The organism is Methylocystis parvus OBBP, assembly GCF_027571405.1.
Lineage (GTDB): Bacteria > Pseudomonadota > Alphaproteobacteria > Rhizobiales > Beijerinckiaceae > Methylocystis > Methylocystis parva.
In genome coordinates this window covers 3,669,278-3,689,573 of the sequence record NZ_CP092968.1, presented here as the reverse complement: position 1 = coordinate 3,689,573, position 20,296 = coordinate 3,669,278, and the positions used below count along the sequence as shown (strand labels likewise).

Here is a 20,296-nt window from a genome sequence, read left to right as displayed (position 1 = left end):
TTCATGCCTCTGTCACCTTGCCCGCACACCCCCGCCGAGCTTGGACGTCAGCGGCGCAGAACGGGTGATTTGCCGTCCCAGTCGCGCATGACCAAGACGCCTTTCTCCAAGACGCCTTTCTCCAAGACGCTCTCCCCCAATGCGCCGGACAAGATAATCGCCGGTTCTCTCCATTATGGATGGTTCTCCGCTGGCGCGGCGGGGCTAATGCGGCGACCGCGATGGAACATCCGACTGCGAGACGAGGTTTTCTGCGAGTTGGCTCTTGAGAGGGACGGTGGATGATGACCGCGCAGGCGAGAGGTTCGACGGAGAGGTCGATCGACGCTTACTCCACTGAATTGCAGCCTGCATTCCGCAATCTCGAGCCGGCCCGGCTTTACGAAGAAGCGCTCCACCGCAAGGAAGGTTTACTCGCCTCGAGCGGCGCGCTGATCGTCGAGACGACGCCGCACACCGGCCGCTCCCCCACGGACAAGTTCATCGTTCGCGACGCGCTTACGGAAGAAACCGTCTGGTGGGAAAGCAATCAGTCAATGACGCCCGAGCAATTTTCGCGGCTTCACGCGGATATGGTCGCGCATGCGCATGGCCTGGACGTCTTTGTGCAGGACCTCTCCGCCTGCGCCGATCCGAGCTGCGGCCTTGACGTCCGCGTCTTCACGGAGCTCGCTTGGCATTCGCTTTTCATCCGCAACCTTCTCATTCGGCCCACGCCGCCGACCGCGACGTCATCGCGCACGCCCGGCCTCACCGTCATCGCCCTTCCGTCTTTCAGGGCTGATCCGCAACGACATGGATGCCGCTCGCAGACCGTGATCGCGCTGGATGTCACAAAGCGCGTCGCGCTGATCGGCGGAACCCGCTATGCTGGCGAAATCAAAAAGTCGGTATTCACCTTTCTCAATTTCCTTCTGCCGATGAGTGGCGTCCTGCCGATGCATTGCGCCGTCAACGATCACCAGAGCGGCTCGGCGGTGTTCTTTGGCCTCTCCGGCACTGGCAAGACGACGCTTTCGGCGGATGCGCGACGCGTCCTGATCGGCGACGACGAACATGGTTGGGGCAAGACGGGCCTCTTCAATTTTGAAGGCGGCTGCTACGCGAAGGCGATCCGCCTTTCAGCGACGCATGAACCGGAGATCCAGGCGGCCGCCAGCCGTTTCGGCGCCGTCCTCGAAAATGTCGGCTTCGATCCGACAGCGCGGCGCGTCGATTTCGATGACGATTCAAAAACGGAAAATACGCGCGTCGCCTATCCGATCGACTTCATCACGAACGCCTCCAAAGAGGGTCTTGCGCCCCATCCAAAGAACGTCGTCATGCTCACCTGCGATGCTTTCGGCGTTCTTCCGCCAATTGCAAAGCTCGATACGGCGCAGGCTATTTATCATTTTCTCTCGGGCTACACCGCCCGCGTCGCCGGCGCCGAAAATGGCCTGCGCGCGCCTCAAGCGGTCTTTTCCACCTGCTTCGGCGCGCCCTTCATGCCGAGGCGTCCGACCGTATATGGCGAGTTGCTGCGCGCGCGCATCGCCGCGCACAAAGCCGATTGCTGGCTCGTCAATACTGGGTGGACGGGCGGGCCTTATGGCGAAGGCGAACGCATGCCGATCGGCGTGACCCGCGCGCTGCTCGACGCGGCGCTCGATGGTTCGCTGGCCCGTGGCGATTTCCGTATCGATCCCTTTTTTGGCCTCGCAACGCCGACCGCGGCGCCCGGAATAGAACCGCGCCTCCTCGATCCCGCATCGACTTGGTCGTCCGCCAGCCGCTATGCCGAAAGCGCGACGAGACTCGTCGACATGTTCGAGCGCAATTTCCAACCATTCGCGTCCTTCGTGGACGAGGACGTATTGAACGCGGGCCCCGGCGCGCGAAGGGCGAAAAGGTTCTATGCCGATTCCAGCTTCGCGGGCTGATGCGCGGCTCTGGCGAGATTCGCGCCGGCCGCTTCGATAAGCGCGTGGAACAGCGCGGTCGCCGTCGGATCCGCGCCGGGCGCATCGCGCAAGAGGCGGAAGGTCGAGATGACGATGGCGCCTTCGCCATAATTTCGTTCGACGGCGAGACCCACGGGCTTGTGAATCCAGCCGACCGCCAGGGCGGCGTGGACGCGCGCATGGAAGTCGAGCAGATTGCAGCCCGAGATGACATAGGTCGGGATGACGCGATCGAATGTCTGATCGATCATCGGCCCGCCGGGCAAAGCCGAGAAAGGCCCGCGCCGGCGAAGCCAAGCGAAAGACGACGCCCAGTCGCCGCGCCACAGCGTGCCGTCGCGCGCCACCACTTTCACGCCTTGCCAATGCGGGAAGAAGGGAGTGAGCGTTCCTTCTTCCTCGGGCAGGAGAACGGCGCGCCCGCCCCCGCGCACGAAAGCGGCAAGCTCCGGCGTGCTGCTGAGCGCCACGACGACATCCGCCTCTCGGGCGCTCTCTGCAAGCCGATAGCCCAGCGCGCCCAGACGCTCTCGCACGTCGTTCTCAGGAGACCAGAGAGCGTAGGCTGCGCTTTGCGCGGGCTTCGGATGGATCGCGAATTCAATTTCATTGCGCGCGACGACCGCGCCGTTGGCGGCGCGAAGATGGAACGACACGCGCCGCATCGCCGGCCGTTCGACCTCTGGCAACTGAAGCGATACCACGCCAAGGTCGATGACCGCTCCCGCCTCGATGCGCGGCGTCGCGATCGTCTGCGGCCAATCCGCAAGAATTTCGAGCGTCCCCTCCTCCAGCGCGCCGCCGCCGCCATGGGCGACGCGCAACGGCGCGCGCAACGTTTCGCCTGACCAGAAAGCGGTGCGCTCGAGCTGCGGGACGATGACGGTGTCGGCGTTTATCGTGTGGAAAAGGTTGTGAAAGACGCGCGGATTGGAGCGCATGTCGAGGAGGCCGTTCGACTCCCAGTGGCAATCAGTCAGCTCGGTGATGACGTAGCCTGCGATTTCGCCGCGTCGGCGCATGGTCTCGATTTCATATTTCAGCGCGCGAAACTGCTGCCATTGGGTCGCCTCGATGAAGCCCTGGAAGCTTCCGAAGACGCGGTCGAGGCTCCAATCGTGAAAGCGGTTCTGGACGCCATGCGGATACATCACCCCCTCGCCCCAGTCATGGCCCGTTTCAAACCACCAGGGCTCGCGTCCCGACGCGTCGCTCAACCTTTCCGGATCTGGCAGGCCCCAATTCCCGAATTCGGAACACAGCAAAGGCTCGTCGCCCGTCGTCACGGCGTCGCCCTCCGGACTGAAAAGCCAGGCGCCGCGACCCGCGAGAGAGTCGACGAAGCGGTCCCAATCCTGGCGGCTGTCCGGAATGGCGGCGTAGAAATGGTAGTCCGCAAGATCGCTCTGGACATGGAAACTCGGCGCGAGAGGCGAATTGTCGACAACGAGGCGCGTCGGGTCATAGGCCTTGAGCCACAGATAAAGCCGGCGCAGCCAGGAGCGATGTTTGGCGTCGTGCACGAGATCGACGCCCCAGTTTTCGTTGATCAAGGTCCAGCAGAAGATCGACGGGTGGTTGCCGTCACGGTCGATAATGCCTTTGAGCGTCGTCTCCTTGCGCTCACGCGATCGCTCCGTCGAATAGCCGCCATTCGGCAGCTCCGCCCAGATCAGGAGTCCCAGCCGATCCGCCGCCTCGTAATAGCGAGGATCGGGCGCTTTGATGTGACAACGCAGCGCATTGAGGCCGAGCGCCTTCGCCTTGCGGAAGCGATCTTCGATAAACTCCAGCGACGGCGGCGTGCAGATCGCATCCGGATAATAGTCCTGATCCAATGCGGCGCGCAGATATAGCGGCTTGCCGTTGAGATAGAGCTTTCCTTGACGCGTTTCGATCTTCCGGAATCCGAAAGCCGTCTCCTTTTCGTCATTGGCCTCGCCGTTGCGCATCAGCGTGACGCGCAACCGATAGAGATTGGGCGCGTCCGGCGACCATGGAGAAGGCTGGGGGATATGCGCGCGCAAAGTCGCGTGTTCGGCGCCCGAGGCGAGCTCATGCCGCGTCATGGCGACAAGCTCCCCCTGCGGGCCCGTTGTCTCCAGAACAGCTTCCGTACGCCCGCAAAGCGCGCGCTCGAACCGAAGCTGCGCGGAGACGTCGCCACTGTCGAGATCGGCGTGGACGCGCAGGCACGTCACGCGGTCCACGCGATTGCATTCGAGATAGACCGATTGCCATATGCCCGAGAGCGGGCCGTACCAGCTCTGCTTGCCGAAAGGCATTTCGGCGAAAGGCGTATGAGGAAATTCGGAGGGATCGTCCGTCGGACTTTCGACGCGGACTTCGATTTCCGCGCGGCCTTCGGTCAGCCTTTCCGTCACGTCGAAGTGGAAGGGAAGAAAGCCGCCGACATGGCTGCCAACCAAGGCGCCATTCACGAAGACATGCGCTATATGAAAAACCGCGCCGAAATGCAGGAAGACGCGCTGCCGCAGCCAGTCCGCCGGCACGTCGACGCCGCGGCGATAGATCGCAACGCCGCCCCGCATGCTCAGATCGACGAACTGAGCCTGCCAGGGACTCGGAACGACAATGCTCCGCATCCCTGCGCGGGGCGTGGAGCCATTGCCAAGATATTGGAAGTCCCACATGCCGTCGAGGCTGATGCGCGCTTTCTTCACCGACGTCGTCCCCGGCCGGAAATCCGGCCCGCTGCTAGGTCGAAAGGAAGATGATGTGCGAATGCGGATAATGCGATCTGCGCGAAGAAATTTCTCTAAGCGAAACTACGTAAGAAGACCAGACAAATCCACCTCGAGCCTTCAGCGTGACGTCAGATTTCTGTAAGAAGGAAGCAAAGCTTCCGCCAGCGGATTGGACCCCGATGCAGATCGACCCCAGGGATCTGCCGTCACTCTTCGAGCGACGCTTTGGCCGCGCGCCCAAATTGTTCCGCGCGCCCGGGCGCGTGAACCTGATTGGCGAACATACCGATTATAATGACGGCTTCGTGCTTCCCGCCGCCCTCGATCTCGCGACCTATGTTGCGATCGCGCCCAGGCAGGATCGATTGCTCCATGCGCATTCCGAGAATTTGAACGCTGATTTTGCCGTCGATCTCGACGCCGCGCCCGGCCCAGCCGGCGACTGGCGGGACTATGTCGTCGGCGTCGCGCTCGAGCTTGAAAAATCGAACTACCGACTGTGCGGCGCCGACATGGTCATAATGAGCGTCTTGCCGATGGGATCAGGCCTTTCGGCTTCCGCAGCGCTCGAGGCGGCCGTGGGCTACGCCATGCTCAGCGTCGCGAATCGACCTGTCGACCGCCTCGCCCTCGCGAAAATCTGCCAGCGCGCCGAAAATGAATTTGTCGGGATGCGCTGCGGCGTCATGGATCAGTTCATCTCCTGCCATGGCGTCGAAGGTTCGGCCTTGCTTCTCGACTGCCGCAGCCTCGAGGCGCGGCCGATCCCCCTCGATCCGACGGTGCGTGTCCTCGTCTGCAACACCATGGTGCATCACCAACTCGCCGGCAGCGAATATAATCTGCGGCGGCAGGACTGCGAGACCGCGGTCGCCTTGCTCGCCAAATCGATAAATGGCGTGACCGCGCTGCGGGACGTGAGCGTCAACGAGCTTGATAAACACGCCGCCGATCTGCCGCCCGTCATCTTCAAACGCGCGCGACATGTCGTGACGGAAAACGCCCGCGTGCTCGCCGCCGTGGCGGCGCTGGAAGCGTCCGACTTCGCGGAGGCCGGACGCTTGATGAACGCCTCTCATGAAAGCCTGCGCGACGACTATGAAGTCAGTTGTCCGGAGCTCGACCTTATGGTCGAACTCTCTCGCGCCGCGCCGGGCGTCTTTGGCGCGCGCATGACGGGCGGCGGCTTTGGCGGCTGCACGGTCAGCCTTGTCGACGCGCGCGCGGCCGATCGCTTTGCGGAAAGCGTGGGCCCCGCCTATGAGCGAATGACGGGGTTGAGGCCGATGATTTTCTCCTGCTATCCAGGCCCCGGCGCGGGGCCGGTCGCTTTTTGACGGAATTGAGCATGTTACGGCTTCAGCAAGATTCCCATCGTCGTTTGAATTCCCTGACCGGCGAATGGGTGCTGGTTTCGCCGCATCGCACCAGTCGACCCTGGCAGGGCCAAACCGAAGCGAGAGAAGAGATCGCCATCCCTGCCTATGATCCTGGCTGCTATCTCTGTCCCGGCAATCTGCGCGCCAATGGCGACCGCAATCCCGCTTATGAGGACGTCTTCGTCTTCGACAATGACTATGCCGCGCTGCTCCCCGATACGCCGCGGGAGCAGACCGACGAGGCTGGACTGATCGTCGCGGCGGGCGAACCGGGCCGTTGCCGCGTCGTCTGTTTCTCGCCGCGTCACGACCTTACGCTTTCTCGGATGCCCGTCGCCAGCATCGAGAAGGTCGTCGCCCTGTGGCGCAACGAATTCATGCGCCTCGACGCCGACCCTTTGATCGGAGCCGTGCAGATTTTTGAAAATCGCGGGCCCATGATGGGCGCCAGCAATCCGCATCCGCATTGTCAGATCTGGGCGACTCATAGCGAGCCGAACGAGCTGATGAAGGAATCGACGCGGCAACGGGATCACCTGGGCCATCGGGGATCGTGTCTCTTATGCGATTATCTTGCTCTCGAACTGGAGAAGGGCGAACGCATCGTCTGCGAAAATGACGGCTTCGTGGCGCTCGTCCCATTCTGGGCGACCTGGCCTTTTGAAACCATGCTCCTGCCGCGTCGCCACCGCGGCGCGCTCGATGAATTCGGCGCCGACGACATTCATGCGCTGGCCGATATTTTGAGCGGCGTCACCCGCGCCTATGACAATCTCTTCTCGACGCCCTTTCCCTATTCCATGGGCTTTCATCAACGCCCGAGCGATGGCGGCGCGCATCCGCACTGGCATTTCCACGGCCATTTCTATCCGCCGCTCCTGCGCTCCGCGACGATCAGGAAATTCATGGTGGGCTTCGAGCTTCTTGGCTCCCCGCAACGCGACATCACGGCTGAAAGCGCCGCCGAGCGGCTGCGCGCCGCAATCAAAGGTTAGTCGTCTGCGACAGACAATTCGCGGCTGATCCTTTCGACGACGTCGTCAAGCGCGACGGAAACCGCTTGCGTGATCGGCGCGCCGATATCGAAGCGCTCGCCTTCCACTGCGAAGACGACGCATTTTGGCGGCAGCACGCCAAGCGTCCTTGCGAGCTCGATCGCAGCGGCGGGCCCGAATCCGTGAGAGGAGAAGGCCAAAAAGCCGCCCGGCAAGGGTTCCGCCGCGGCGTCGAACCGGCGTATCGCGCCCGCAGGCGCGCCCGATCTACTGGCGTCGATAATGACGGCGGCGCTTGCGGTTTCGAATAGCGCGAGCAGACCCGCCGCCTCGCCGCTTAGCTCGACAAATTCGGTCCCCTCCGGCGCGATGCGACGCAATCGATTGACGACTTCCCGTCCGGCGCCGTCGTCGCCCCGGTCTGGATTTCCGACTCCGATGACAAGAACCGACATGCCGGCGACTCAAGCTCGATCAATATCGAGCGTCAGGAAATGCGTCGCGCAAGAGATGCAGGGATCGTAATTGCGCACGGTCTGTTCGGCGCGATATTGCAGGTCCTTGTCGGGCAGGTCGAGAAAGCCGCCGATGAAGTCGATCAGATCTTCCTCGAGACATGCCTGGTTTTGCGAGGTTGGCGGCACGATCTGCGCGTCCTGGATGAGCCCGTCATCGCCGATTTGATAGCGATGATAAAGCATGCCGCGCGGCGCCTCCGTTGCGGCGTAGCCGACCCCCGAGCGTGGCTGAACAGCAACGCAGGGCGTATCCGGCTCCTCGTAATTCTCGATCACGCGCAGCGCTTCGTCGCAGGCGTAAACGGTTTCAACCGCGCGAACCATGATGCTGCGGTAAGGATTCCGGCAGCTTTCGCCGAGACCGATCTCCCGCGCCGTCTGCTGCGCCAGCGGCGAGAGCTGCGCAAAGCACATATTGAACCGCGCGAGGGGTCCGGTGAGATACGCGCCCCCGCCATCTTTTAAACGGGAGTGGAGCGCGGTGGAATGCGCAACGTGGCTTTCTTCAAAGTGCTCGTCATATTCGGCGGCGGCAATGTCGAGGCCGCGATTTGAGACGATCCGCCCCTCGTTGAAAGGATACTCGGTCGCGTGATTCAGCGTGACGAACGCATAGTCGCGCTCGCGCTCCGGAAAGTCGAATGTCGCAACCCATCGAGCCGTTTCCAGCGCCGCCTCGCGCGCCCATTTCAGTTTCTCGGCCAGCGGCGCCAATTCGCGTTTGCGCGGGGTGCGATGAAATCCGCCGACGCGGACATTGATGGGATGAATCTCCCGGCCGCCCAAGAGCTGGAGGATTTCATTGCCGACCTTTTTCAATTGCAGGCCGCGCTTCACCGCGTCGCCATGATCGCGCGCCATTTGCACGCCGCCGTCATAGCCAAGGAAATCCGGCGCATGCAGCATATAAATATGCAAAACATGCGACTCGATCCACTCACCGCAATAGAGCAGCCGGCGCAACTCGCGCAAAGGCCCGTCGACCGAGACGCCAACAAGGTTTTCGAGCGCATGTACCGCGCTCATCTGATAGGCGACGGGACAAATGCCGCAGATGCGCGCGACAATGTCCGGCGTCTCCGTAAAATGCCGTCCGCGCAGAAAGGCTTCGAAGAATCGAGGCGGCTCGAAAATGTTGAATTCGGCGCGCCGCACCTTGCCGTCACGGATAACGAGCTTCAGCGCGCCTTCGCCTTCCACGCGCGCGAGCAGATCAACCTTGATTGTCTTGCTCGGCATGGCGCTCGCTCTCTTTACGGAAGGTTTCGGCGTTCGCGTTGAAGGTGCGATAGACGCGCTCGAGGGCTTTGGCGTCCAAGCCCATGCCGCCCAGCCACGCGCTCAGCGACGGCGCGTTGGGCGTCTCTTTTGGCCCGAAGCAGCCGTAACAACCGCGATCATAAGAGGGGCACAGCGCGCCGCAGCCCGCATGCGTGACGGGACCGAGGCAAGGCGCCGCCTTCGCGACCATAACGCATACATTGCCTTTCAATTTGCATTCGATGCAGACGCTATGCGCCGGCGTATTCGGGCGCCGCCCGGAGAGAAAGGCTGAAACGACGTCGACGAGCTGGCCCTTATTGATCGGACATCCGCGCAATTCGAAATCGACAGGGACATGATCCGAAATCGCCGTCGAGGTTTCGAGCGTATGGATATATTCGGGATGCGCATAGACGATCGACGTGAACTCCCGCACATCGGCGAAATTGCGCAGCGCCTGAATGCCGCCGGACGTGGCGCAAGCGCCGATGGTGACGAGCGTCCTGGAGCGCCTGCGCACCTCGTGAATGCGTTCCGCATCATGCGCCGTCGTGATGGACCCCTCGACGAGAGAGAGGTCGTAGACGCCCTTGACCTCGCCGCGGGTCGCTTCCGGGAAATAAGCGAGGTCGAGCGCGCCCGCGACGGCGAGGAGTTCGTCCTCGCAATCGAGAAGGCTGAGCTGGCAGCCGTCGCAGGAGGCGAATTTCCAGACGGCGAGACGCGGCTTTTTGCGCTCCATCGTCACAGTTCCTTGACGGTAAGAAGCGGCCTGAGGCGCGCGAAGGTGAAGACCGGCCCATCGCGGCAGATGAAGGTCGGACCGAGCTGGCAATGGCCGCAATGGCCGATAGCGCATTTCATATTGCGCTCCATCGAAAGATAGATGGCGCCCTCGCCGATCCCCTTGTCCATGAGCGCCAGCGCGACGAAGCGCATCATGACCTCCGGCCCGCAAACCATCGCGATCGATTTCGCGGGCTCGATCTCCAGTCGGGAGATGAGAGTCGTTACGACGCCGACATGGCCGCGCCAATCCGAGCCGGCATGATCGACCGTCACGTCGACGTCAATATCGAAGCGCGCGCGCCAGCTCTCGACCTCGTGACGGAATAATATGTCCTCGGGACGGCGCGCGCCGAAGAGCAGCGTGACCTTGCCGTATCGCGCGCGCTCGCCGAGAAGGCGGTAAAGCGCGGGACGCAAAGGCGCGAGACCCAGACCGCCTGCGACGACGACGACGTCCCTCCCTTCCGCCTGCGCCATCGGCCAACCGGCGCCGAAAGGGCCGCGCACGCCGATCGGCTCGCCCGGACCAAGCTGCGTGAGCGCGCGCGACACGGGTCCCACGGCGCGAATGGTGTGGATCAAGGGGCCGGCGGCGGGATCGCCGCTGACGCTGATCGCCGCCTCTCCCACGCCGAAAGCGGTCAGCATATTGAACTGTCCCGGCGCATAGTCGAAATGCGCGCCATCGGTCAATTCGAGCTCCAACGTCCAGACGTCCGGCGCGTCATGTCGGCGCCGGCGCACATGGGCGATGCGCGGAACCATGGGCTGCGCGCGTTGGAAATCCGCCGCCTCAGACATGGGAACCATAGAGATCGAGGAATTGCAGACGCGTCGTGTGCAGGCGCTCGATCAGCACCGGCATGAGGCGTTTCATGATGTCGTAGCCGAGATCATGATCGGCCTCGCATTTATTGCGCAGACATGTCGCGTCCATCGCGATGGCGCGGGTGAGTTCGAGCGCTTTCGCATCATAGACCCAGCGATAAGGCGGCACGAGCCAGTTGACGCCGAACACCTCTCCGCGCCCCAGCGTCAGAAAGGTCGAAGCGCCACGGCCCGGCGCGGAAATCTGCAGCGCCACGCGCCCTTCGCGGATGAGGTAGAACTGATCCGCCGCCTCGCCCTCGTGAAAGACGAACTGCCCCGCTTCCATCCGGACGTTCTTTGCGCACCCGCAGGCAAGCTTGACGAATGACTCGTCGAGGCCGGCGAAGAAGGGATGCTCCGAGAGGATACGCTCAAGATTCTCCATCGAGCCCTCCTTGCGCCTTCTCGCTTTCGCTGATCGCCCGCGTCTCTTCCGTGATATCGATCGCGACGGGGCACCACGTAATGCAGCGCCCGCAGCCGACGCAGCCGGACGTATCGAACTGTTCATGCCACGTCGCGAGCTTATGCGTCATCCATTGCCGATAGCGCGACGCGACGCCCGGGCGAACCGATCCGCCATGGATGTAAGAATAATCCATGGTGAAACAGGAATCCCAGCGCCGCGTGCGCGACGATTCGACGCCCGCGAGGTCGTTATGCTCTTCCACCGAGGTGCAGAAGCAGGTCGGGCAAACCATGGTGCAATTGGCGCAGGAAAGGCAGCGCTTCGCTGTTTCCTCCCAGCGCGCATGCTGAAGATTGCGCATGAGCAGCGCGGGAACGTCATCCTCCGGCATGTATCGGCCCATCGAGGCCGCGGCGCGAGCGACGACTGTCGCGGCCGCGTCCATGTCTTCCGGCTCCGCGCGCCGGCTTGGGAGCGCCGCAAGAAGCTCGGCGCCTGCGGGCGAACCCGTCTCGACGAGAAATTCGTGAGCGCCGCCGGAAATCAGCTCCGTCAAGGCGAGATCGAAACCCCGCTCCGCTTTGGGTCCCGCTTTCATCGAGACGCAGAAGCACGTTCCGCCCGCCTCGCCGCAATTGACGGCGATGATGAAGGCGCCGTCGCGCTGCGCCTTGTAATGCGGATCGACATAGTCGCCGCCCATCAGCACCCTGTCCTGGATCGCGATGGCGTTTAATTCGCATGCGCGCACGCCGAGAAAAGCGACATGTTCCGGTTCGGGCGCCTCCGCCTCGACCGTGACGTCATTGCCGCGCCGCTCCGCGCGCCACAGGCGCAGCAGCGGCTTGTGTAGAAATTTCTTCCAGGATTGCGGCCCGACGGCGTAACCGAAAAGCGCGCCGTCGTCTCGCGACGCCAGTTGGTAACGCCCAGCCTCCTGCCGGTCGGCGACCCCTCGCGGAAGGTCGGCAATCTCTAGAATGTCGTCGTAGACGATCGCGCCGTCCGCCACGGTCGGACCGATCACACGGCGGCCCTGCTGACGCAGGGCGTCGATGAGGGCGCGAAGGCCGTCGAGTGACAGGACGGCGCGGCCTTCGAAAAGCTTGATCTGGTCTGAACGCACGAGGATCGGCTCCGATTCTCGTCATGCTATCAAGAAAATATGAAGGCCGCGCGTCTCTTGTCGGGCTGCGCTTAGCGGGGCGCTGTTTGCGGCTATGAGGCGCGCAAGTCAGTTGGTCCTGCAAATTTCGGCGAACGCGCCCGGGCGGTTTCAGCCTGGCGGACGTAGCGGCGACGTCAATAATGACGGTCGCAATAAATCGAAAACAGGCGGCGATACTCGCCGCCCCGCGCTCGAAACAGTCCGAGCAGAGCGTCGACGCGCGGCAGGGGCCGCGCGGCGCAGATTATTTCGTCGCGGCCGATTTCAGCTTGGAGAGGGCGCGGATCTTCACGCGGACGGAAGCGGGTTTGGCTGCCGCCTTCACCATCTCGCCGGTGGCGGGGTTGCGCACCAGCGTGCCCGCCTTGCGCGCCGGAACCTTGCGCAGCGTGACTTTCAGCAGGCCGGGAAGCGTGAATTCGCCGACGCCCTTGGGATGAACGGAGCCCATGAACACGCCTTCCAGCGTGGCGTAGACGGCGGCAGCCGTCTTGCGGGGCAGCTCGTTCTGTTCCGCGATGTAATTGATCAGCGCCGACTTCGTCATGGTTTCCTTGACCGGACGAATGGCGGGCGCCTCGGCCCTGCTGACCCTGGCGGTCGCAGCAGCCTTGGTAGTTTTTGCCTTGGCCATATGAATGCTCTCCTCGTCGCAATCGGCCGCAAAATCCTGCAAGCCGGCGCCTACAAAGCAAATTGCTAACGATTTGCAGGGTGATTCGCAATGAGAGCCGCGCATTCCCTATATTGTCCGGCAAATTTTCTTTTGCATTTTGAGAAGGCCGGGCGGCTCCCGCGTCAAAACCCGCGCCCTAAATAGTCGCCGAGCGAGATCGACGGCTTGGCTGGGCTCAGCCCGTTTGGTAGGATTTTGCAATGAAAAAGCAGGCCGCGCAGCGGGGAGAAAGCGCATGACCGTTCTTTTCGTCAACGGAAAAACGATCGAGGCCGATGTCGAGCCCGACACCCCGCTTCTCTGGGCTCTGCGCGAAAATCTCGGTCTCACCGGCACGAAATATGGATGCGGCGTCGGTCAATGCGGCGCTTGCACGGTTCATATCGACGGGCAGCCGACTCGATCCTGCAGCGTGACGGTCGCCGACGCGGTCGGCAAGAAGATCCGGACGATCGAGGGGCTTGCCGAGAACGGCGTCCTGCATCGCGTCCAACAGGCGTGGATCGACTTCGACGTGCCGCAATGCGGCTATTGCCAGAGCGGGATGATCATGGCGGTCGCGGCCCTTTTGAAGGAGACGCCGCAGCCGACCGATAAGGAAATCGACGCCGCGATCACCAATATCTGCCGCTGCGGCACCTTCCAGCAGGTGCGCGAAGCGATCCACGCGGCCTCGAAAGCCTGAAGGGCGATGGGCATGACCACGGAAATTCACATCGGGCGGCGCGGCTTCCTCATCGGCGGCGCGGCGATTGGCGGCCTCTCGCTCGGGCTCCATATTCCCTACGGCGCCGAAGCGGCGGAGGCCGCGGCGGCTCCCGAAGTCAACGCCTGGGTCCTCGTGAAGCCGGACGATACGGTCGTCATCCGCATCGCCCGCTCCGAAATGGGCCAGGGCACGCTCACCGGCCTCGCGCAACTCGTCGCGGAAGAGCTGGACTGCGATTGGTCGCGGGTCACGACGGAATATCCGACCCCCGGCCAGAGCGCGGCGCGAGGCCGCGTCTGGGGCGATTTCTCCACCGGGGGGAGTCGGGGCATCCGCGACTCCCACGACTATGTGCGCAAGGGCGGCGCGATCGCGCGGCAGATGCTGATTCAGGCCGCCGCGAATGAATGGAAGGCGCCCGCAAGCGAATGCCGCGCCGAGAACGGCGTCATCACGCACGCCGCCTCGGGTCGCTCGACAAGCTACGGCAAGGTCGCCGAAGCCGCCGCCAAATTGACGCCGCCGGCGAATGTCGCGCTGAAAGACCCGCGCGACTGGAAGATCGCCGGCAAGGGCCTCAAGCGCCTCGACACAGCCGACAAGACGACGGGCAAGATGCTCTACGGCGTCGATGTGAGGCTGCCGGGCATGCTCAACGCCGCGATCAAGGCTTGCCCGGTCTTTGGCGGGAAGCTGGCGAGCTATGACGAGAGCAAGATCGCGAATTTCAAGGGCGTGAAGAAAGTTGTGCGCGTCGGCGACAATGCGGTGGCCGTCATCGCCGACACCTGGTGGCGCGCCAAGATCGCGCTGGACGCCTTGCCCATCGTGTGGAACGAAGGGCCGAACGCGCAATCGAACAGCCCCGACACCGCAAAATGGCTCGCCGACGGACTGCATAATTCCGAGCCGGCGGTCACAGGCAATCGAAACGGCGACGCATACGCCGCAATCGCCCGCTCGCCCAAGATCATCGAAGCCGTTTACGGCTATCCGCATCAAAACCACGCGGCGATGGAGCCGCTGAACGCGACGGCGCTCTACACGCCGGAAAAATGCGAGGTTTGGACGGGGACGCAGAATGGCGAGGCCGCCCTGGAAGCGGTCGTCGCCGCCTCGGGCCTGCCGCGCGAAAATTGCGACGTGCGCAAAGTCATGCTCGGCGGCGGCTTTGGGCGTCGCGGCTTCGCCGATTACGTCACGCAAGCCGTGTTGATCGCAAAACAGCTCCCCGGAACGCCCGTGAAGCTTTTGTGGTCGCGTGAAGAGGACATGACGCAGGGGAAATATCATCCCGTCACCCAGTGCAAGCTCACGGGCGCTTTCGACGCCGACAACAAGCTCGCCGCCCTGCACATGCGCATTTCCGGCCAGTCGATCTTCTCGACGGTGCGGCCGCAAATGGTGAAGAATGGCCTCGACCCAGCGGTCTTCCAGGGGCTCGCGGCGACCGGCGACGCTCGGATCGGCTACGACTTTCCCAATCTCCTCGTCGAGCATTCGATGCGCAATCCGCCCGTGCCGCCGGGATGGTGGCGCGGCGTCAACATCAACCAGAACGCCATCTATCTCGAATGCTTCATGGATGAGCTCGCTCATGCCTCGGGCGAAGATCCCGTAGCCTTCCGCCGCAAGCTGATGGCGAACCATCCAAAGCACCTTGCCGTGCTCAACGCGGTCGCGGAGCGCGCGGGCTGGGACAAACCGGCGCCGGAGGGCCTGCATCGCGGCGCCGCCGTCTTCATGGGCTATGGAAGCTATGTCGCCGCAGTGGCGGAGATTTCTGTCGCCCCCGACGACAAGATAAAAATCCGCCGCATCGTCGCGGCGACCGACCCCGGCTACGCCGTCAATCCCGCGCAGATCGAACGGCAGATCGCAGGCTCTTTCGTCTATGGGCTCTCGGCGCTGTTCCACGGGGAGATCACGCTCAAAAACGGCCGCGTGGAGCAGGAGAATTTCGACAGCTACGATTCGATGCGCCTCAAGGACATGCCCAAGGTGGAATGCATCGTCATGCCGAGCGGCGGCTTCTGGGGCGGCGTCGGCGAGCCGACGATCTGCGTCGCCGCGCCCGCCGTGCTCAACGCCTACTTCGCGGCGACCGGCAAGCGCATACGCGCTCTCCCATTGAGGGACGCGAATATCAGCTTCGCCTGAAGCGAAGCAGGTCGGCGGGCGTGTCGACATCCGCCAATATTCCGGCGTCCTCGACGGGAAGTTGCACGACGCCTTTCGCCGAGCGCAGAAGGTCGCGCGCGCCCGTATCGCCCTCGAGCTCCGCGACTTGCTCGAAGAGCGCGCGCGAGAGAAGCGCGGGATTGCCTCTTTTGCCGCGAAAAGCAGGGACAATGGCCGCGCAGTCTTTGTCCGCTTCGAAGGCCGCGATCAGCGCGTCAAGGGTGGAAGGCGATACGCCCGGCATGTCGCCCAGCATCATGAGCGCGCCATCGGCGCCCCCGGCGGCGGCGAGCCCGACCCGCAATGACGAAGCGAGCCCGCTCGCAAAATCGGGATTATGACGGAAGTCCACGCAAAGCCCGTGGAGCGCCGCTTCCGCCTCGTGACGCGCATGACCGGTGACGACGATCGTACGGCGAGCGCGCGAGGCGAGCGCGGCGGCTGCGACGCATCTTAGGATGGGCTGGCCGCCGATTTCCACGAGAAGCTTGTTCGACTGCGCGCCATAGCGGGCGCCGCGGCCGGCGGCGAGGATGATGGCGGCCACAGCCGCGCTCATGCGCGCGTCTCGCAGCCGGCAAATGAGGGAGCGGCTTGCGGAAGAAGACTGCGCAGCGGCTTCTGTCCCCTTGCAAGAATGATCTCGGCAAGGATCGAAACGCCAATCTCCGCGGGGCTGACGGCCGCGATGTCGAGACCGACCGGTGCGCGCAAGCGCTCCAGGAGATGCGGCGAAACGCCATTCGCTTTCAGGCGTTCGACGCGCCGCTTATGTGTCGCTCGCGAACCCAGCGCGCCCACATAGAAGCAGTTCGAGGCAAGCGCGAGACTTAGGGCCGGATCGTCGATTTTGGGATCATGCGTGAGAACGGCGACGGCCGTGAAAGCGTCGAGGCCGATCGCAGGTAAAGCTTCGTCGGGCCAGCGCAGATCGAGCCGCGCATCCGGAAAGCGCGCATCGACGGCGTAGACGCCGCGCGGATCGACAATGACCACATCGAAGCCGGCAAGGGCCGCCATGGGCGCGAGCGCCTGCGCGACATGCACGGCGCCGATAATGACGAGACGCGGGCCGGGCCGGTAATAATTGACGAACAGCCGCTTTCCTTCATGCCGGACGAGGCCGCTCTCCCCGACGCGCAATTGAGCTTCGACCGCAGGCGGCGCTGCATCCTTCCACGCCGTGTAAAATTGCGAGCCGATTCCGTCTAGCGGCGTCGCGACGGCGCAGGACCGCCGGGCGGCGAGTTCCGCCCTCGCGCGGGAAAGCGCTGCTAGCCGAGCGTCGTCCATGCGTTGGACGTGAACCGCGATGCGGCCGCCGCAAGAGAGGCCCACGCGCCAGGCCGTTTCGTCCGCAACGCCGAATTCGAGGAATTGCGAAGTCCCGCCGGCAATAGCCTCGAGCGCCGCCGTGATCACTTCGCCTTCAACGCAGCCGGCCGAAACCGAGCCGCAGAAGAGTCCGCTTTCCTCCGCCACGAGATGAGACCCGACCGGACGCGGGGCCGAGCCGAAGGTTTCCACCACGGTCGCGATCGCGACGCCTCGTCCCGCCCGCCGCCACTGCTCGGCCTGCAAGAGGATCTGCAATTCGTTCACGGGAGCCGCCCTGCGCGTCTCGATCACGGCAAGCGCCTTTGCTGTATCGGCGGACCGCCCGCCGTCGATCTTATTTATGGCGAGCGCACGGAATATAAGGCCGTCAATCGCGCAGCGAGACGCCCACCACCATCCCGTCCTCGAACCAGCTTGCAAGGAATTGCGCAAGGCGTTCGGGCGCGATGTCGCCGGATTGCTGAAAGGCCGCCATCTGGCAGATTTCGCCGAAAGCGCGGCCGGCCCTGGCTTCGCTGAGAGCGACATATTCGTCGCCTTCCAGCTCGCGGAACGCCGTTTCCTCGTTGCAGCGCCAGACGGCGACAGTCTCGGTTGCGTCGGGCGCGAACGAGCCGGCCTTTTCTTCCGCATCGGGCTCCGAAGCCTCCACGGACTCTCCTTCTTCGCCCTCGACGGCTTCAGCCTCCTCATCCTCGTCAGAGCCCTGATAGTCGGCCATCGTCCCGGCCGCCAGCTCCAGCATGATCAGGCTCGGATGAAACTCGAAGACGAGGCGCGGCGAGTCTTCGGGAGGAAAATTCGCGAGCGACTGTATCGTCAGCGCGTCGGCGTTGGGCGCGTCGAAGGCGTCGACCATCGCACGCTCGAACGCCGCCATGGAAAGCGCGCGGCGATCGTCGCGCCACGGCGGGGTGGCGGCCATGTAATCGGGCAGGCCGGTCGTATACCAGCGCGCATTGCGGTTCTTCGGCGGATTGGCCTCGACGAATTCGCGCGCCAGACGCTCGAAAGCGTCGTCGCCGATCAGCGCGCGCAGCCCTGAATGATCCTCGTAGAGAAAACTCTCGAGCCGGACGCGATAGCCGGTCTGATAGACGCGCAGCAATTCGTCGCGTCCGACCCCGCGCTGAGACTCGCGCAAAGCCGTAAGCAGCGGCGCGTCGGCCTCGCTCGGACCGGCGAGGATGCGCGCCTGGAACAGCGCCTGGAACTCCGCGAGATTCATGCGGCCGTCAGCGCGCGGTCTGCGGCGACGCGGGCGTCGATGTCGCGCATACGCTGCAATTCGTCGAGAAGCTCGGAGAAAGGCGGGAAATTGTCGTCCCGCTCGATCATGGCCGAGACGCCGCCGAAACGCCGGCGCGCATGTTCGTAAAGCGCCCAGACCTCGTCGCAGACCGGCTGGTCATGCGTATCGACGCGATGCGTTTCGTGATTGGTGTGGCCGGCCATGTGGAATTGCACGACACGATCGACCGGAACCGCGTCGATGAAGGCGACCGGGTCGAAGCCGTGATTGAAACTCGAGACGAAGACATTGTTGACGTCGAGCAGCAGCAGGCAATCCGCGCGCTCCGCCATCTCCTTCACGAATTCCTGCTCGCTCATTTCTGAGGCGGTGAAGGAGACATAGGTTGAGGCGTTCTCCACCACGAGCTGGCGTTGCAGATAATCTTGAACCCGGCAGATGCGCTCGACGATATGGGCGAGCGATTCGCGCGTGTAGGGGATCGGAAGAAGATCGTGCAGCGTGAGCCCGTGAACGCCGGTCCAGGCCACATGGTCCGAGACCCAGGCGGGCTGGACGCGCTCGATCAGCGCCTTGAGCTGCGCAAGGTAATCGAAATCCAGAGGGTCGGTCGAAGCGAGCGACATGGAGACGCCGTGCATCACGACCGGATAGTCGGCGCGGATCTCGTCCAGCATGGAGAGCGGCCGTCCGCCAGCGACCATGTAATTTTCGGAAATGATCTCGAACCAGTCCACCGGCGGCCGGGTCGACATGATCTCGTCGAAATAGATGGGCCGGAGGCCAAGGCCGTAGCCGAGCGGCGCAGGCTTCTGCATTCGAAATGTCCCTGCCCGGATGTTTGCGCCGGACCCCGAAAGGGAGCCGGCGCCTGATCTCACTTCGTGTGACACTTACTTTTCATGTTACAGTGCCCTTTGTAGTGATGGCACTGCGACTTATGGTGGCACTTCACCTTGTGGTGACATGTGCCTTTTGCGCCGCAATGCGCCTTGGCGTGCGCTGAAGAGGCGTGGGCGTGAGCAGGCGCGACAGCGGCGCCGTTGAGCGCGAGCGCAATGGCTGCGGCCGCGAGGGCCGAGCCGGATACGATTTTCGTCTTCATATCGGTTCTCCAGTAAGAGCCGCACGAAGAAGAAGATGGCGCGCGCCGCAGTCGCGCCCAGGTCTTATTTCGAGTGGCACTTCGCCTTCATGTTGCAGGCGCCCTTATTGTGGTGGCAGGCGGCCTTGTGATGGCAGCCGTGACGGCAGGCGGCCTTGCTCTTGCCCACATTGTGTTTGCAGACGCCCGTCTTGGTCATGCAACCCGTTTTGCCGCCGCACTGGCCCTTGGCCATGGTGCACACATGCGAGCCATGCGCCGCGGCTGGCGTAACGACCGCGCCGCTCAGCGCCAGGCCAACAGCCGCAGCGGCCAACGCCGCGCCGGAAACAACCTTCGTCTTCATCTGCTTCTCCTCTGCAATGCCCCCTTGGGGGACCGTGAACGGCGAAGGGTCCGGGCGACGGACCTCCTTCGCCGAAAGGCGTTAACCCCTTCGCCGAAAGGCGTTACTTGGGCGCCGCGGGCGTATCCGCGGGCTTCGCGTCGGCAGGCTTGGCGTCGGCAGGCTTGGCGTCGGCGGGGGCCGCCTCTTTGCTCTCCGATTTACCCGAGGCGGGGCAACCATTCTTGCCGCCGCAATTATGCTTTTCGGCCGCGGCTTTGGGCTTGCGCGCGTGATGCTTGGCCTCCGCTGGCGCGGCCCCGGCGAGGGCCAGGGCCAGCGCGGCGACGGCCAGAGCGGCGCCCGGAAGAATCTGCGGCTTCATCAATGGATCTCCTCCCAAAATGTCATCCGCCCAAGCCGAACAGCCAACGTGAGCTGAAACGTTATCATTGGGCGCCCATTTCGCTAGCAGGAAATCGGACGGAATGCGAACATTACGTGACCTTGGCTAACAACGCGCCCCAGGCTCAGCTTCTCATGCTGCAACGCAATAACCCATCTCCGGCGCCGCAGCAAATATGAGCCCATGGCGGCGCTTGCCGGAAAGGCGTCGCGCTGTTAGATAGCAGCCGCACGCCAAGCCTTTCGCTCGGTGCGCAAATCGC

General features: G+C 63.5%; 19 protein-coding genes. 5 read left to right on the top strand and 14 right to left on the bottom strand.

Annotated elements, in window-relative coordinates; all coding sequences use genetic code 11:
- Positions 1 to 281 precede the first annotated feature (281 nt).
- The gene (locus MMG94_RS17870) at positions 282 to 1,922 is read left to right on the top strand and encodes a phosphoenolpyruvate carboxykinase (protein WP_016920190.1); all 1,641 of its coding nucleotides are present in this window, start codon (positions 282 to 284) and stop codon (positions 1,920 to 1,922) included.
- Here the strand turns inward: MMG94_RS17870 and MMG94_RS17865 are convergent.
- The gene (locus MMG94_RS17865; RefSeq protein ID WP_016920191.1) at positions 1,895 to 4,627 is read right to left on the bottom strand and encodes a glycoside hydrolase family 2 protein; all 2,733 of its coding nucleotides are present in this window, start codon (positions 4,625 to 4,627) and stop codon (positions 1,895 to 1,897) included. The genes MMG94_RS17870 and MMG94_RS17865 overlap by 28 nt on opposite strands.
- Before the next feature lie 203 nt (positions 4,628 to 4,830).
- Between MMG94_RS17865 and galK the strand changes: the two genes are divergently transcribed.
- Complete coding sequence (galK, locus tag MMG94_RS17860; RefSeq protein ID WP_016920192.1) at positions 4,831 to 5,988, top strand: galactokinase; 1,158 nt, start codon at positions 4,831 to 4,833, stop codon at positions 5,986 to 5,988.
- Between the two features lie 44 nt (positions 5,989 to 6,032).
- Positions 6,033 to 7,025, top strand: coding sequence for a UDP-glucose--hexose-1-phosphate uridylyltransferase (locus tag MMG94_RS17855; RefSeq protein ID WP_244962193.1), 993 nt, complete (start codon positions 6,033 to 6,035; stop codon positions 7,023 to 7,025).
- On the opposite strand, the gene MMG94_RS17850 is transcribed toward MMG94_RS17855, so the two are convergent.
- From MMG94_RS17850 to MMG94_RS17820, 7 genes are all read right to left on the bottom strand, one after another.
- Positions 7,022 to 7,480: a hydrogenase maturation protease gene (locus MMG94_RS17850; RefSeq protein ID WP_016920194.1), complete on the bottom strand. Its 459-nt coding sequence runs from the start codon at positions 7,478 to 7,480 to the stop codon at positions 7,022 to 7,024. The two genes, MMG94_RS17855 and MMG94_RS17850, sit on opposite strands and share 4 nt — an antisense overlap.
- 9 nt (positions 7,481 to 7,489) lie before the next feature.
- Positions 7,490 to 8,782, bottom strand: coding sequence for a Ni/Fe hydrogenase subunit alpha (locus MMG94_RS17845; protein WP_016920195.1), 1,293 nt, complete (start codon positions 8,780 to 8,782; stop codon positions 7,490 to 7,492).
- The gene (locus MMG94_RS17840; protein ID WP_026016284.1) at positions 8,757 to 9,548 is read right to left on the bottom strand and encodes an NADH-quinone oxidoreductase subunit B family protein; all 792 of its coding nucleotides are present in this window, start codon (positions 9,546 to 9,548) and stop codon (positions 8,757 to 8,759) included. Before MMG94_RS17840 ends, MMG94_RS17845 begins: the two co-directional genes overlap by 26 nt.
- A 2-nt stretch (positions 9,549 to 9,550) precedes the next feature.
- Positions 9,551 to 10,405 carry an FAD/NAD(P)-binding protein gene (locus tag MMG94_RS17835; protein WP_016920197.1) on the bottom strand — a complete coding sequence of 285 codons (855 nt, stop codon included), beginning with the start codon at positions 10,403 to 10,405 and terminating at the stop codon, positions 9,551 to 9,553.
- A complete protein-coding gene (locus MMG94_RS17830; protein WP_016920198.1) occupies positions 10,389 to 10,850 on the bottom strand; it encodes a cyclic nucleotide-binding domain-containing protein in 462 nt (153 codons plus the stop codon). The genes MMG94_RS17835 and MMG94_RS17830 overlap by 17 nt, the downstream gene beginning before the upstream one ends.
- Entirely contained in the window at positions 10,837 to 12,000 is a 1,164-nt protein-coding gene (locus MMG94_RS17825; protein ID WP_016920199.1) for a 4Fe-4S dicluster domain-containing protein, read from the bottom strand. Before MMG94_RS17825 ends, MMG94_RS17830 begins: the two co-directional genes overlap by 14 nt.
- A gap of 286 nt (positions 12,001 to 12,286) precedes the next feature.
- The gene (locus tag MMG94_RS17820) at positions 12,287 to 12,676 is read right to left on the bottom strand and encodes an HU family DNA-binding protein (protein ID WP_026016287.1); all 390 of its coding nucleotides are present in this window, start codon (positions 12,674 to 12,676) and stop codon (positions 12,287 to 12,289) included.
- A gap of 277 nt (positions 12,677 to 12,953) precedes the next feature.
- On the opposite strand from MMG94_RS17820, the gene MMG94_RS17815 reads away from it, so the two are divergent.
- Both MMG94_RS17815 and MMG94_RS17810 read left to right on the top strand, forming a co-directional pair.
- Positions 12,954 to 13,403, top strand: a complete 450-nt coding sequence (locus MMG94_RS17815; RefSeq protein WP_016920201.1) for a (2Fe-2S)-binding protein — start codon at positions 12,954 to 12,956, stop codon at positions 13,401 to 13,403.
- Between the two features lie 12 nt (positions 13,404 to 13,415).
- Positions 13,416 to 15,587: a xanthine dehydrogenase family protein molybdopterin-binding subunit gene (locus MMG94_RS17810; protein WP_026016288.1), complete on the top strand. Its 2,172-nt coding sequence runs from the start codon at positions 13,416 to 13,418 to the stop codon at positions 15,585 to 15,587.
- On the opposite strand, the gene MMG94_RS17805 is transcribed toward MMG94_RS17810, so the two are convergent.
- From MMG94_RS17805 to MMG94_RS17775, 6 genes are all read right to left on the bottom strand, one after another.
- Positions 15,574 to 16,167: a nucleotidyltransferase family protein gene (locus tag MMG94_RS17805; RefSeq protein WP_016920203.1), complete on the bottom strand. Its 594-nt coding sequence runs from the start codon at positions 16,165 to 16,167 to the stop codon at positions 15,574 to 15,576. The genes MMG94_RS17810 and MMG94_RS17805 overlap by 14 nt on opposite strands.
- A complete protein-coding gene (locus MMG94_RS17800; protein ID WP_016920204.1) occupies positions 16,164 to 17,237 on the bottom strand; it encodes an XdhC family protein in 1,074 nt (357 codons plus the stop codon). Before MMG94_RS17800 ends, MMG94_RS17805 begins: the two co-directional genes overlap by 4 nt.
- A 76-nt stretch (positions 17,238 to 17,313) precedes the next feature.
- Entirely contained in the window at positions 17,314 to 18,174 is an 861-nt protein-coding gene (locus MMG94_RS17795) for an HvfC/BufC N-terminal domain-containing protein (protein WP_016920205.1), read from the bottom strand.
- Positions 18,171 to 19,016, bottom strand: coding sequence for an MNIO family bufferin maturase (bufB, locus tag MMG94_RS17790; RefSeq protein WP_016920206.1), 846 nt, complete (start codon positions 19,014 to 19,016; stop codon positions 18,171 to 18,173). The genes MMG94_RS17795 and bufB overlap by 4 nt, the downstream gene beginning before the upstream one ends.
- Positions 19,017 to 19,367: 351 nt before the next feature.
- Positions 19,368 to 19,649, bottom strand: coding sequence for a hypothetical protein (locus MMG94_RS17780; RefSeq protein ID WP_016920207.1), 282 nt, complete (start codon positions 19,647 to 19,649; stop codon positions 19,368 to 19,370).
- A 103-nt stretch (positions 19,650 to 19,752) separates the two neighbouring features.
- Positions 19,753 to 20,013, bottom strand: a complete 261-nt coding sequence (locus MMG94_RS17775; protein WP_016920208.1) for a hypothetical protein — start codon at positions 20,011 to 20,013, stop codon at positions 19,753 to 19,755.
- Positions 20,014 to 20,296 lie beyond the last annotated feature (283 nt).